12 protein-coding genes are annotated in these 14,905 nt (G+C 39.1%); 11 read left to right on the top strand and 1 reads right to left on the bottom strand.

Going from position 1 to position 14,905, the window contains the following annotated elements; all coding sequences use genetic code 11:
• The first annotated feature begins 8 nt into the window (after positions 1–8).
• The 7 genes from recN to KQ486_RS01065 all read left to right on the top strand — a co-directional run bounded on the left by recN (position 9) and on the right by KQ486_RS01065 (position 8,251).
• Entirely contained in the window at positions 9–1,730 is a 1,722-nt protein-coding gene (gene recN, locus KQ486_RS01090) for a DNA repair protein RecN (RefSeq protein ID WP_144158564.1), read from the top strand.
• 228 nt (positions 1,731–1,958) lie between these two features.
• A complete protein-coding gene (gene spoIVB / locus KQ486_RS01085; RefSeq protein WP_144158567.1) occupies positions 1,959–3,032 on the top strand; it encodes a SpoIVB peptidase in 1,074 nt (357 codons plus the stop codon).
• Between the two features lie 218 nt (positions 3,033–3,250).
• Complete coding sequence (gene spo0A, locus KQ486_RS01080) at positions 3,251–4,030, top strand: sporulation transcription factor Spo0A (protein WP_216686539.1); 780 nt, start codon at positions 3,251–3,253, stop codon at positions 4,028–4,030.
• A 138-nt stretch (positions 4,031–4,168) separates the two neighbouring features.
• Positions 4,169–5,530, top strand: coding sequence for an aspartate kinase (locus tag KQ486_RS01075; RefSeq protein ID WP_216686538.1), 1,362 nt, complete (start codon positions 4,169–4,171; stop codon positions 5,528–5,530).
• A 61-nt stretch (positions 5,531–5,591) separates the two neighbouring features.
• The gene (locus KQ486_RS14535; RefSeq protein ID WP_255439595.1) at positions 5,592–5,714 is read left to right on the top strand and encodes a hypothetical protein; all 123 of its coding nucleotides are present in this window, start codon (positions 5,592–5,594) and stop codon (positions 5,712–5,714) included.
• Entirely contained in the window at positions 5,711–7,210 is a 1,500-nt protein-coding gene (putP, locus tag KQ486_RS01070; RefSeq protein WP_144158580.1) for a sodium/proline symporter PutP, read from the top strand. The genes KQ486_RS14535 and putP overlap by 4 nt, the downstream gene beginning before the upstream one ends.
• A 90-nt stretch (positions 7,211–7,300) precedes the next feature.
• Entirely contained in the window at positions 7,301–8,251 is a 951-nt protein-coding gene (locus tag KQ486_RS01065) for an agmatinase family protein (protein WP_375713310.1), read from the top strand.
• A 495-nt stretch (positions 8,252–8,746) separates the two neighbouring features.
• Here the strand turns inward: KQ486_RS01065 and KQ486_RS01060 are convergent, their stop codons facing one another.
• Positions 8,747–9,001: a DUF2627 family protein gene (locus KQ486_RS01060; RefSeq protein ID WP_216686537.1), complete on the bottom strand. Its 255-nt coding sequence runs from the start codon at positions 8,999–9,001 to the stop codon at positions 8,747–8,749.
• A 139-nt stretch (positions 9,002–9,140) separates the two neighbouring features.
• On the opposite strand from KQ486_RS01060, the gene KQ486_RS01055 reads away from it, so the two are divergent.
• The 4 genes from KQ486_RS01055 (at position 9,141) to KQ486_RS01040 (ending at position 14,904) form a co-directional block, all read left to right on the top strand.
• On the top strand, positions 9,141–11,207 hold the full coding sequence (locus tag KQ486_RS01055) for a sigma 54-interacting transcriptional regulator (protein ID WP_216686536.1): 2,067 nt from the start codon (positions 9,141–9,143) through the stop codon (positions 11,205–11,207).
• A 61-nt stretch (positions 11,208–11,268) separates the two neighbouring features.
• On the top strand, positions 11,269–12,366 hold the full coding sequence (locus tag KQ486_RS01050; RefSeq protein ID WP_144158589.1) for a Glu/Leu/Phe/Val family dehydrogenase: 1,098 nt from the start codon (positions 11,269–11,271) through the stop codon (positions 12,364–12,366).
• Between the two features lie 87 nt (positions 12,367–12,453).
• The gene (gene lpdA / locus KQ486_RS01045; protein ID WP_216686535.1) at positions 12,454–13,875 is read left to right on the top strand and encodes a dihydrolipoyl dehydrogenase; all 1,422 of its coding nucleotides are present in this window, start codon (positions 12,454–12,456) and stop codon (positions 13,873–13,875) included.
• 18 nt (positions 13,876–13,893) lie between these two features.
• Entirely contained in the window at positions 13,894–14,904 is a 1,011-nt protein-coding gene (locus KQ486_RS01040) for a thiamine pyrophosphate-dependent dehydrogenase E1 component subunit alpha (RefSeq protein ID WP_144158595.1), read from the top strand.
• The last annotated feature ends 1 nt before the right edge of the window (position 14,905 follow it).

Below are 14,905 nucleotides of genomic sequence, written 5' to 3'. Positions count from 1 at the left end.
GTGACACAATGCTTGGTCAACTTTCAATCAAAGATTTTGCAATCATTGATGAAATAACATTAGATTTTAAAGATGGATTAACCGTGCTTACAGGGGAAACAGGGGCTGGTAAATCCATTATTATTGATGCAATTCAATTGTTGGCAGGTGCACGGGCTTCAGTTGAATTTGTACGTCACAATCAAGACCAAGCAAGGATTGAAGGACTCTTCTTTATTGATGATGAAAAACATGAAGTATATGATGTACTTTCGCATTTTCATTTACCGATTGATGAAGAAGGAAATATCATTTTAGAACGATACATAACGGCTAAAGGAAAAAGTATATGTCGGGTAAATCATAAATTGGTGACTTTAGCAATCCTGAAAGAAGTTGGAAGTAAGCTAATTGATATACATAGCCAACATGAAACACAATCATTAATGAATCCTGAACAGCATATTGAGTTGATGGATCAATTTGATGCAAAAAAAATAACCTCTTCTAAAAATGATTATTTAATGATTTTTAATGAACTGAAGAAAGCTAAAGAACGAATGAAAGAGCTTTCTGAAAGCGAACATAAAACGAACGAACGTCTAGACTTACTGACTTTTCAATTGAGTGAACTTCAAGAAGCTCAACTGGAACCGAATGAAGACGTACAATTGGAAAAAGAACGAAATCAGTTAGCGAATTATGAGCGGATTTTTGATGGACTTCAAACAGCTTATGGCTCCCTTTATGGTGAAAACAGAGGACTTGATTTCTTATCCAATGCGATGAATGCACTCGAACAAATTGAAGATGTAGATGACCAATTACAAAAGATTTCAGAACAAATGAAGTCACATTATTTTGCTTTAGAGGAATTAAGCTTTGATATCCGGCATGAATTAGATCAGATGGAATTTCATCCTGATCGGCTAAATGAGATTGAATCCAGATTATTTGAATTAAATCGACTGAAGAGAAAGTACAATAAAGATTTGGAAGGGCTCATGTCTCATATGGCTAAAATGGAAGAAGAACTTGAGCAACTTCAACATCGCGAAACTCATCTACAGTCTTACGAAAAGCAGATTGATGAACTGACTAAGGATGCCTTAATTGAAGCAGAACAGCTGCATACACTACGGAAAAAGATCAGCGTTGACTTAACGAAAGAAATTCAACAGGAATTGAAGGACTTATATTTAGAAAAAGCGGTTTTTGAAGTTGACTTCACGCAACCTTCAGGTGATGTGAATTGGAAAGATAAATCAATCAGATTGACTCATGAAGGTTTTGATCAAGTGCAATTCAAAATTAGCACAAATCCAGGAGAACCCTTAAAGCCTCTCCACAAAGTGGCTTCAGGCGGTGAAATCTCAAGAATTATGCTTGCGCTAAAACGAATCTTTTCTAAGCACCAAGGGATTACGAGCGTAATTTTCGATGAAGTCGATACAGGAGTCAGTGGCCGGGTCGCACAAGCGATCGCTCAAAAAATCGTTGATATTTCTAAAGGTTCTCAAGTACTCTGTATTTCCCATTTACCGCAAGTAGCGGCAATGGCTGATCAACATTACCGTATTGAAAAAATTCAAAAAAATGGTGAATCGACACGAACAACAGTCAATTTATTGACCGATGAACAGGCGATAGAAGAGATCGGTCGGATGATTTCTGGAGAAACAATGACAGAATCAACTAAACAACATGCCAAAGAACTGATTGAACAATCGATTCAGTTGAAAAATGCATAATAATTATTTTCATGCTATCTGGTAATCGGATAGCTTTTTTTATTATCCAAACCTTTCTTAAATCAAAATCTTCATAAAAAATGCGATCTATACGTCATAATTTCACTCATAAAAGGAAAAGTTAAACTTCATTGCATGGTATTAAGTCGTTTAAAAACCATCGATTTAGCTCAAATTAATGGTGAAACATCAGAAGATGAAAACACCATGAAATGAGGAGTTGAATATATGATTCGTTCCCGCGTCACCCTTTTAATGATTCTCCTTGTTTCGTTCATCACTCCATTCGCATCCGACACCATTGTTTTAGCGGAAGACCAACCAACCGTAACTCACGTCATACCTGGTGGCCAATCAGTAGGCGTACAATTACACACTGCTGGCGTAGTCGTTGCAGGTTTCAGTGAAATCGAGACAGCAGATGGAAAAGTTTCCCCTGCTAAGCAATCAGGTCTACAAGTTGGTGACATTATTATCCGTGTAAACCAAGCTAAAATTGAAAACATGAGCGAATTCACTTCATTATTAGAACGGATGACCAAGAAATCTGACACGGTCGAGTTAATGATCAAAAGGAAAGAAAATATCTTCCCTGTTAACTTGAAGCCGTACGAAATTGATGATGAACTGAAGTTAGGTTTATTCATTAAAGATGCAACTGCAGGTATTGGAACAATGACTTTTTATGATCCAACATTCCAGAAATACGGTGCACTTGGTCATAGGATAACCGATCAGCATTCAAAAAAACCAATGGATATTTATAATGGTAAAATCGTTCAATCACAGGTTACATCAATAAATAAAGGAGAAAATGGTGTCCCTGGTGAGAAAAAAGCACGCTTTTCAATGAAAGATAAAAGCTTAGGCACGATTCAAAAGAACAGTGATTACGGCATTTTTGGCAAAGTTACTAAAGGAGCAGAATTGTTTTCCGAAAAAGAGCCGATCCCTGTAGCCTCATCGGATGAAGTCAAAAAAGGTAAAGCTAAAATATATACAGTCGTTGAAGGCGATGAAGTGGAAAGCTTTGATGTGGAGATTGTCAGTTCAAAACCTTCAAAAAAAGCAGCAACAAAAGGAATGATCATTAAAGTTACCGATGAACGGTTGCTTAAAGAAACAGGTGGCATTGTCCAAGGAATGAGCGGAAGTCCGATTATTCAAGATGGAAAGCTGGTTGGAGCAGTTACTCATGTGTTTTTAAATGATTCAAAAAGCGGATATGGTGTACATGTGGAATGGATGTTAAATGAAGCAGGTCTACAAATAGCAAATAAACAAACAGCCTTAGCAAGCTAACCATTAACCAGTCGGTATCCCGACTGGTTAATTTACATAATATTTTCGACAAATTTTATCATATTTTGTAGAAACTCAACGAAAAATTAAGTAATCATAAGAAAAACACTTGTTTTATAAAATATTTAAAAAAATTTAAAGAAAAAAGAGGAGATTTGGGTTATTTAGAGAAGTTATAACGTAGAAGGAAATGGAATTTACAAAGTTGGAGGGTAATTATGGAAAAAATTAACGTAGCAATTGCAGATGACAACAAAGATTTAGTACATATGTTGGAAAAGTATTTAACAGAAGAAGGAATGGATGTCGTTGGAACAGCTTATAATGGGAAAGAATGTTTAAATATGTTGGAAGAAACCGTTCCAGATGTATTGGTTCTAGATATTATTATGCCACATATCGATGGGTTAGCCGTATTAGAAAATATGCATCAGTTAGATGTCGAAGCTTTACCTAACGTCATCATGTTAACCGCTTTTGGTCATGAATCAGTCACGAAAAAAGCTGTTGATCTAGGGGCTACATACTACATGATGAAGCCTTTTGACATGGAGCAATTGAAACAGCAGATTATTCAAGCGGCTGGTGGTCAATCCATGTCTCCGACGAAAACGCATAGTGTTGGGGTAGTGCAACCGAAGAAAATTGATTTAGATTCCAACATTACATCCATCATACATGAAGTTGGCGTTCCAGCACATATTAAAGGATATATGTATTTACGAGAAGCAATCTCGATGGTTTATCATGATATTGAGTTGCTCGGTTCAATTACGAAAGTTCTTTATCCGGATATCGCAAAGAAATTCAATACAACAGCTTCACGTGTTGAGCGTGCGATACGCCATGCCATTGAGGTAGCTTGGAATCGTGGTAATATTGATTCATTGTCAGCAATATTCGGTTATACTGTGAGCGTTTCCAAAGCGAAACCGACAAACAGTGAGTTCATCGCAATGATTGCGGATAAATTACGATTGGAACATAAGGTTAGTTAAAGTATTCAAAAGCGGCCTACCCGGTCGCTTTTTTTAATTAAATCAATCTTTAATTTGGAAAATCCTGATATGTTAATAATCGTTGTTTCATGTTAAAATAGAACATCTTTAATTCAGTGCAGAAATGAAGGTGTTCACATGAAAGTATCAAAATTTGGCGGAAGCTCAGTAGCAAATGCAGAAATGTTGAAAAAAGTAGCGAATATTATTCAAGCAGACGAAGAACGTAAATTTGTCGTCGTTTCTGCGCCTGGGAAACGCTTTGATGGCGATCATAAAGTGACAGATTTATTTATTGAATTGCTTAATCAATTTACAGCAGGTGTTGACTATCAAGAAACATTAACACAAGTTACAGACCGTTTTCGAATGATTACTCAAGATTTATCATTATCGAATGAGATACCGGATCATCTTGAAAAAAAGATTGTGGAATTATTTTCTTTGAAAAAGAGTCACGAACAATTGATTGATGAGTTAAAATCTTTTGGCGAGGATACATTAGCCCGGATTTTTAGTGATTATTTGACGATGTTGGGAATAAAATCTACATATAAAAACCCTAAAGAAGCTGGAATCATTGTCAGTGACGATTACGGGAATGCGACTATATTGAATGAAGCTTATGAGAAATTATATGAACTTCGGAACCAAGAGGGTGTTGTAGTGATTCCTGGATTTTTTGGATACACAAAAACAGGTGAATTAAGGACCTTTCCACGTGGTGGTTCCGACATTACAGGGTCAATTATTGCTGCAGGGGTCGAAGCTGATCTGTATGAAAACTTTACAGATGTGAGCTCTGTATATTGTGTGAATCCAAAGCTCGTTCACGAGCCGAAAGAGATAACGATGCTGACATACAAAGAGATGCGAGAGTTGTCTTATTCGGGTTTTTCTGTTTTTCATGATGAAGCGTTGATTCCTGCTTTTAAAAAGAAAATTCCCGTTGTTGTCAAAAACACTCATCAACCCGATTGTCCAGGAACAATGATCAAAGCGGAAAAAGAAGATTTTTCTAAGCCTGTTGTGGGTATTGCCAGTGATGAGGGTTTTTCCAGTATTTATGTACGAAAATACTTAATGAACAGAGAGTTGGGTTTCGGACTGAGATTGCTAAAGATCTTAGTTGATGAAAACATTTCTTTTGAGCATGCCCCATCTGGAATTGACGACATGTCCGTGATCGTGCGAACACATCAACTGACGCAAGAAAAAGAAGAAAAGGTTCTAAAACGAATCCAAGAAGAATTACATGTTGATACGATATCCATCCAACATAACTTAGCGATGATCATGTTGGTTGGTGAGGGGATGAGCCAACGCATCAATGTTGCAGCGAAGGCTACAAAAGCAATTGCGGAAGCGACAACGAATATTGAAATGATTAATCAAGGTTCCTCAGAAGTATCCATGATGTTCGGCATTGAATCTGATAAACTTCAGCAAACAGTACAATCCCTATATCGGGAATTTTTTGAGCACTCACCATCAAGTTGACTTAATTATCTGAAAACTTTAATATAATAGTAACAAAATAAAATTGGAAGGGGACTTGATTATGGAAATACTTACTCTAACTAGCTGGACTTGGTTTTGGTTTTTGGTTCCATTACCATTATTAGCTGTTTGGGCAGTAGTCTCTTACTTTACCGATGCACCGAAGGAGGATGATTCAGAGTGAATCCAACGTATATTACGTTCCTTCTGTATTTGATCGTCCTTCTTGCCATTGGTATAACGACGTATCGAATGACAAATACGATGTCCGATTATATTTTAGGTGGGCGCCGTTTAGGAAGTTGGGTAACGGCTTTTTCCGCATCGGCCAGTGACTTTAGCGGGTGGCTTTTATTAGGACTTCCAGGTGCCGCATACGCCGCAGGTTTTGGCCAGTGGAGTTTATGGCTTGCTGTTGGTCTTGCAATTGGAGCAATGTTTAACTGGAGATTCGTTGCTAAAAGGTTACGCGTATATACACAGTTCTCCAAAGATTCAATCACATTACCTGAGTTTTTTGAAAACCGTTTTAGGGATCGTTCGAATTTATTGCGTCTCATCTCGGCCTTATTTATTTTAGCCTTTTTCCTTTTCTATACTGCATCAGGTCTTGTTGCCGGCGCAAAGTTGTTCGAAGGAACATTTGATTTTGATTATCATAATGCATTATTGATCGGTGCTGTTGTCATTGTTGCATATACCTTCCTCGGAGGATTTTTAGCTGTCAGCTTCACAGACTTTATTCAAGCGCTCTTAATGTTCATCGCTTTAGCGATAACAGCTGTTGTCGGCGTATATGAAATCGGTGGCTTCGGTGCTCTATTTGAGAGTATGGGTGATGTTCGAGAAAGTTTAACGGACGCTTTTGCCGGAACAGCATATGACCAAGGAACTGGTGTGATATGGGAGTCTGCAGGAGCAATCGGTATAGTCGGCATTATTTCCGCTTTAGCCTGGGGACTTGGTTATTTCGGCCAACCGCATATTTTGGTTCGTTTTATGGCTATTCGTAGCCACAAGGAAATCCGAAAATCCAGACTTATTGCGATGATCATGGGTGTCGTCATTCCGCTTTATTCATCTTTATTAGTTGGAATGATTGGGATTGTTTCGATTTCGGAACCGTTGGCTGACCCTGAACAAGTATTTATTGTATTGGTCCAAATGACATATAATCCATGGATCGCTGGGTTTTTACTAGCGGCTGTATTGGCTGCTATTATGAGTACAGTCGATTCACAGCTATTGGTTTCATCTAGTGCATTAACTGAAGATTTTTATCGTAGGTTTTTCAGAAGAGCTGCGTCAGAAAAAGAATTGGTATGGGTCGGTCGGATTTCCGTATTGCTCATTGCAGTCATCGCAGTTATTCTAGCATGGAATGAGAGCAGTTCTGTACTTGATCTTGTTTCTTACGCATGGGCTGGCTTTGGTGCTACTTTTGGACCACCGATATTATTCTCCCTATTCTGGAGAAAAACGACTCGAAACGGTGTTCTAGCCGGTATGATTGTCGGTGGTTTAACCGTTATGACATGGTCGTTAACTGGATATGAAATTTATGAAATGGTACCAGGATTCCTGTTCGGTAGTTTAACCATTATATTAGTCAGTGTCATCGGTAAAGCCCCTTCGAAAGAGATTACAGAAGAATACGATAAGGTTGTCAATAATCTTTAATCCATATAAAATAGACATAGAGCGACAAAAAAAGGTTTGGAGTCCACTCCAAACCTTTTCTTGAATATGACAGAAGAGGATGGGATTTTCGTGACAGATTATATTTACGGCAATACCCCTTGTTTTTTAGGGGGTAAAAAAGTTCAAATTGGAACCAACGAAGTAAATGATCGAGACGTATTGATCTATGGTGTACCCTGGGAGGGCGCCGTTACTTGGGGAGACTACACAGGAGCAGAACTCGGTCCAAAATCCATTCGTTTGAATTCCGCACGTTATAGTGGCTACCTTCCTGAACTAGGTGGCATTGATGTACTATCCCATTACCAATTAGGCGACCTAGGTGACGTTGATATTGTTCCTCATGATGTTCCTGATACAATGAATCGAATTGAATCTTTTGCCGGCAAAGTATGGGATACTGGTAAGTTTCCGGTAGCTTTTGGTGGAGACCATGGAATCACTTTTCCGATTGTCAGTGCATTGGGGAAGAAAATCGATGGCAAAGTAGGAATTATTCATTTAGATGCACACTATGACAACATGAATGATTACCAAGGGGAAATGTACGCTCGTTCTACTCCATTCAAACGGTTGTATGAAGATGAAAATGTCCGTAGTGAAAGTATTGTTCATATGGGTATTCACGGACCAAGAAACAAACCGGAAACAGGAAAGTTTGCAGCTGAAGCTGGTGCAACAACGATTACATCAAGAGAAATCCGTTATGTGAATGACATTCAGGCAATGGCGGATAAAGCATACGAAATTGCCAGCGAAGGAACAGAAGCGGTTTACCTTTCTATTTGCAGTGATGTATTGGATTTCGCTTTTAATCCAGGAGGTCCGGTTGATGGAAATGGTCTAACTTCTTTTGAATTAGTTGAATTAGTACATGCTTTTGCTAAAAAAGGAATTATTGGTATGGATTTAGTAGAGATTTATCCTATCCAGGATCCTAATGATTTTTCATCCCATTTGGCTTCAACAATTATCCTTTACGCATTAGCGGGAAATATTTTAAATGATAAAGAAAAATAAATGTAAAAAAGCTGAGCAGTCGAGAAATTCGGCTACTCAGCTTTTTTTTATTAATCACAGGTCCTTCATTTTTTCTTTTTGACAGGCTCTGTTAAAGTTTGGTGTTGATAATAAAGAGATTGTGCATAGTTGATGTATGGTGAAGAGCGGAGGTGGCGATTCCTGCGGGTCAAGAAATAAAGGAACTTCCGCTAAAACCACACACGTCCTGTGTGCAACGCGGGAAGCCAGCACATCCTGTGGAAGTACGTCCTGTGGCCAACGTTGACACTAGCCCGTCCTAGGCGTCGGAACAACACGAGCTGAAGATCCACTTGGGAAGTGTTTTTCTTACCAAGTTAGCTGAAGCTGTGCTCGCGGTAAAGAAGACACTGCGATTTATCGCAGATGTCGCCCTTATGCCCTTTGGGTAAAAGCGTTCACCGTAAGCAAATCACCATAACAACAACGAACTTTAATAGAGCGTCTTGATCAATGCTTTATTTGTCGGCGATTTTATTTATTGTCGACCAACACACAATCTTTTCCTGAATCTTTCGTTTTATTTTTCTTCTGATCTCTTCGATATATAAAACCTCCAATAAAACCAATTCCTATGATGATGAATAAAACCCCGGCTGAAAACTGAATCATGACATTGATGAATAGGGGAGCGACTTCACCAAAAAAGGAATCACGAAGTAATTTAATGCCATAAGCTGCTAAGACGCCAGGTATCAATAATAGAATCAAAGCGATTAAACGAATCATTGCAAACCCTCTTTTCTCTTAATCCCTTACTGATTATATCAAAATAATCAAGAAATCACATATAAAACACTTGATAAATTAAAGCGTTTTCATATATGATGGAAGTATGCAAAAAATTGCAGTGATAAAGGTGAATATAATGCAAAATGTGTTAATCGTTGGAGCAGGAAAAGGTGGAACTGCAATTTTACAACTGTTTTCAGATATCGAATTATTATCTGTGCAAAAAGTTGCAGACATTAATTCAGATGCACCAGGTATGATCGAAGCAAGAAAAAATGGGATAGCAACGTACCCATCTTACATGGAAGCAATCGATGAAACGATAGATATTATTGTTGAAACCACAGGGGATGCGACTGTTTTCCAAGAACTGAGGCAAATGAAACCCAAAAACTGCGTGCTAATTCCTGGAACAGTTGCGCATGTCATTGCGGATCTATTGTATGAAAAAGAAGGATTAATGAATCAAGTTGAAAACGAAGTGAATATGCGGGAGATCCTGCTGTCTTCGATTCACGATGGAATGATTGTGGTAGATACAAATGAACGGATCACATTTGTTAATCAATCCGCTGCTGATATTTTGAATCAGCAGGAAACAGAGATGCTTGGAAAGAAAATCAGAGAAATTATCCCTGACTCTGCTTTGCCCAACATTCTTCAAACAAAAGAGAAAGAGATCAATAAACAACTAATCCTTGAAAATGGAAAAAAAGTGATTACGACAAGAATACCTATAATTGATGATTCGAATCAACTGATTGGTTCTTTTGCGGTTTTCAAAGATATTACCGAAGTCGTGGAACTCGCGGAGAAGGTAACAGATTTAAAAGAAATCCAAACGATGCTTAAAGCAATCATCCAGTCCAGTGAGGAAGCGATCTCGGTAGTGGATGAGAATGGGATTGGATTAATGATCAATCCGGCTTATACAAAAATTACCGGACTTCATGAGGAAGAAATCATCGGAAAGCCAGCAACAACTGATATATCAGAAGGCGAAAGTGTGCACTATGAGGTCTTAAGGACAAGAAAGCCAGTCAGGGGAAGAAAGATGAAAGTGGGCCCCTATGATAAAGATGTTCTTGTCAATGTAGCCCCAATTATTGTTGACGGGAAGTTAAAAGGTAGTGTCGGTGTCATTCATGATCTATCAGAAATCGAGTCACTCAGTGCTGAGTTAAAAAAGGCAAAGCGAATTATTCGCAACCTCGAGGCGAAGTACACATTTGATGACATCATTGCTGATTCAGAGGATATGCGATTAACGCTTGAACAGGCTAAGATTGGCGCAAAAATGCCGACATCGATTCTGTTAAGAGGTGAACCCGGTACAGGTAAAGAGTTGCTTGCCCACGCTATTCACAATGAAAGTCGTCGTAAATTTGATAATTTCATACGCGTGAACTGTGGATTAGTAGATGATGATACGTTACAGAAAGAATTGTTTGGCGATGAATTAGGACCACCTGAAAGGCAAAAAGGACTATTTGAGGAAGCAAGTAATGGAAGTGTATTTCTGGATGATATAGGTGAAATGTCGCTTACGATGCAAGGTAAGTTGTTAAAGGTCCTCGAAGATCAGGAAGTTGTTCGTTTTGGAGGTCATGAACGTATTCCTGTTGATGTTCGGATTATCGCAGCAACGAGCGTTAACTTGGAACGTGCCATTGTTAACGGATCTTTTAAGGAATCGCTCTTTTACCGGCTGAATCGACTACCGATTCATTTACCTCCATTACGGGAAAGAATGGATGACTTAAAACCATTAACGAAACATTTAATGAACCATTTAAATGAAAGTTATGGTAGAAAAATAAACAACATATCCGAGGCAGCTTTAGATAAATTACGGAACTACAGCTTTCCTGGAAACGTCAGGGAATTAGAAAATATTCTCGCACAGGCGTTCATTAAGATGCATCCACATGAACGAGAAATTGAGGAGCATCACATTCCAAGACTTCACAAACATACTTTTGATCAACTGGATTTGTTCCATGATCAACGGGAGGAAGAATTTGCAACGTTGCAAGAAGCAATGGATGACTTTGAAAAACAATTTATTTTAGAAATTTTAGAAGCAAATGATTACATTAAATCCAAAACAGCAAAACAGTTAAATATCTCTATCCGTAATTTATATTACAAAATGGATAAATATAACATCGGCAAACATATAAATTCAGCCGAGGATGGTTGACCTAATCCTTAGCTAATAAAAGTTTCTCAATATAAAGAAAAATATTAAAGGAGGAGTTACTATGGAACTATTTAAATACTTAGAGGAATACGATTATGAACAGGTGATTTTTTGTCATGATAAAAATTCAGGATTAAAAGGAATTATCGCGATCCACGATACAACACTTGGACCTGCTTTAGGTGGTACACGCATGTGGACTTATGATTCAGAAGAAGAAGCTTTGGTGGATGCTTTACGCTTGGCAAGAGGGATGACTTATAAAAATGCTGCAGCCGGCTTAAATCTAGGCGGTGGTAAAACAGTCATTATTGGAGATCCGAAAAAAGATAAAAGTCCAGAACTCTTTCGCGCATTCGGCCGTTACATTCAAGGACTTGCCGGCCGCTATATCACTTCTGTAGACGTCGGTACAAACACTGAGGATATGGATTTCATTTATATGGAGACGGATTATGTGACTGGTAAATCCCCTGAACATGGATCAGCTGGAAGCCCATCACCTGCGACCGCATATGGTGTTTATTTAGGGATTAAAGCATCTGCAAAAGCCGCGTTTGGTTCGGATTCTCTTGAAGGGAAAACCGTTGCCGTTCAAGGTGTAGGAAGTGTTGCGTATACCATGTGTAAATATTTGCATGAAGAAGGCGCGAATCTCATTGTTACGGATATCAATGAAGAAGCTGTCAATCGCGCGGTAGAAGACTTTGGTGCAAAAGCTGTAGGCACAAATGAAATTTATGAAGTGGACTGTGACATTTTCGCTCCGTGTGCTCTTGGTGCCACAATTAATGATGACACAATTAAGCAACTAAAAGCGAAAGTGATCGCTGGTTCTGCCAACAATCAATTGAAGGAAGAAAGACATGGGGAAATCCTTCATGAAAAAGGAATCATTTTCGCGCCTGATTTTGTCATTAATTCTGGTGGTGTCATTAACGTCGCTGATGAATTAAATGGCTACAATAAGGAACGCGCTTATAAACAAGTTGAGAATATCGGTCTTAGTTTGGAAAAAATCTTTGAAATTTCCAAGGAGAAAAACATACCTACTCAAGCTGCCGCAGATCATTTGGCTGAAGAGAGAATTGCCAGTGTGCAGCGTTCTAGAAGTACCTTCTTGACGAATGAATTGAATCCATTATCCAGACTGAAATAAACTGGGAAGAGGGAACGTTTTAGGTTTCCTCTTCACTCATGTTTTGATCAATAATAAATTGATTTAAAGAAGGAAGGGGAGAAACGGATGGCTACAGAATATGATTTGGTTATATTAGGCGGCGGTACAGGCGGCTATGTTGCTGCGATCCGCGCTAGCCAACTCGGATTAAAAACAGCAATTGTCGAAAAAACAGAACTAGGTGGCACTTGTTTACACCGCGGATGTATTCCGTCCAAAGCTTTGTTACGAAGTGCAGAAGTATTTAAACAAACAACGAATGCTGCTGATTTCGGTGTTGAAACAAGTTCTCCGACAGTAAATTTCCCGCGGGTTCAGGAACGAAAGAACTCCATCATTGAACAACTACATAAAGGTGTTCAGGGGCTCATGAAAAAAGGGAAAATCGACATTTATGAAGGGCATGGCAGAATTCTCGGTCCTAGTATTTTTTCACCGACTGCAGGAACAATTTCTGTTGAAATGAATAATGGAGAAGAAAATGAAATGCTTGTTCCGAAAAACGTCATTATCGCAACAGGGTCTTCTCCAAATACGCTTCCAGGACTTGAAATTGATGGACAAACGATTATGACTTCAGAGGAAGCACTTGAGATGGATGAATTACCTGAATCGATCATTATTGTTGGTGGCGGTGTCATCGGAATTGAGTGGGCTTCCATGTTGGCTGACTTTGGCGTAAAAGTATCTGTCCTGGAATATGCTTCAGCAATTTTACCGACAGAAGATGAAGAAATCTCGAAAGAAGCTTTGAAACAGTTGAGGAAAAAAGGAATCGAATTCTTCACTGATACAGAAGTATTAGGAGACTCGGTTACGATTGATAACGGTGTAACAATCCAAGCGAAAATCGATGGTGAAACGAAGACATTCGAAGCAGACCGTCTACTTGTATCTGTCGGCAGAAAACCGAACGTGGACAATATAGGTCTGGATAATACGGATATTGAAACCGAACGTGGAGCGATTAAAGTTAATTCGGTTAATCAGACAAAAGAAAGTCATATTTATGCAATTGGTGATGTGATCGGTGGGATGCAGTTAGCTCACGTAGCCTCACACGAGGGTATTTTAGCTGTTGAACATATTGCTAACGAGCAACCAGAACCGATTCAGTATGATCATGTTGCTTCATGTGTATATTCCAATCCAGAAATTGCAAGTGTTGGTTTAACGGAAAAACAAGCAAAAGAGCAAGGGTATGAATTAGAAGTAGGAAAGTTTCCATTTAAAGCAGTAGGTAAGGCTTTGGTTCATGGAGATTCTGAAGGATTTGTCAAAATTATTTCCAATAAAGAGAACCAGGACATACTTGGAATTCATATGATTGGTCCACACGTGACGGATATGGTTTCAGAAGCAGGGCTTGCAATGGTTCTTGATGCCACACCGTGGGAAATCGGAGAGACCATTCATCCGCATCCGACGCTGTCAGAAGTGATTGGTGAAGCAGCATTGGCTGTAGATGGAAAACAAATACATGGATAATTGAAGGAGGAAAATCGTATGGCTCAAAAAAAGAATCGACATAAAGAGTTAGGGTTGAGTGACGAACAAGTCATTGAAATGTATCGGACCATGTTGCTTGCGAGGAAAGTTGACGAAAGAATGTGGTTACTCAACCGTGCTGGGAAAATTCCTTTTGTTATTTCTTGTCAAGGGCAGGAAGCGGCACAAGTCGGGGCTTCATTCGCTCTCAACAGAGATGAAGATTATGTAGCGCCATATTACCGCGATGTAGGCGTCGTATTAGCGTTTGGCATGACGACGAAAGAATTGTTTTTACACGCATTTGCCAAAGCGGATGATCCGAACTCTGGTGGACGTCAAATGCCAGGACATTTTGGTCAGAAAAAGAACCGTATATTAACAGGATCTTCACCTGTTACAACGCAGTTACCACATGCTGTTGGTGTTGCACTTGCCGCGCGAATGGATAAGAACCCAGCAGTATCCTTTGCTACATTAGGCGAGGGTTCTTCCAACCAAGGTGATTTTCATGAAGGTTTGAACTTTGCAGGTGTGCATAAACTCCCAGTGATTACGATGGTCGAGAACAATAAATATGCCATTTCCGTACCGTTGGAGAAGCAAGTTGCCAGTGAGTCTGTTGCCGTTCGAGGAAGCTCTTACGGAATGCCGGGGCACCAGGTGAACGGCAATGATCCTTTAGAAGTATATAAAGTTGTGAAAGAAGCGCATGAGCGTGCAACCAACGGAGAAGGTCCAACATTGATTGAAGCGATGACCGACCGGATGACCGCTCATTCAAGCGATGATAACGACAAAGCTTACCGTAATGCAGAAGAAATTGAAGAAATGAAGAAGAATGATAATGTGCTGGCGTTTGGAAAATATTTAAAAGAAGTAGGCGTCCTCTCAGAGGAAGAAGAAGAAAAATTAATGAAAGAAATTGACGATGAAGTAAACAAAGCAACAGATGAAGCTGAAAATGCGCCATATGCAGAGCCTGAGCACGCATTGAAATTTGTATATGCTGAAGAAGGAGGGGAATAAG

Source organism: Allobacillus halotolerans, assembly GCF_018967645.1.
Taxonomy (GTDB): Bacteria; Bacillota; Bacilli; order Bacillales; family Alkalibacillaceae; genus Allobacillus; species Allobacillus halotolerans.
The sequence above is the reverse complement of the archived record's forward strand: the minus strand, read 5'-3'. Positions and strand labels throughout refer to the sequence as shown.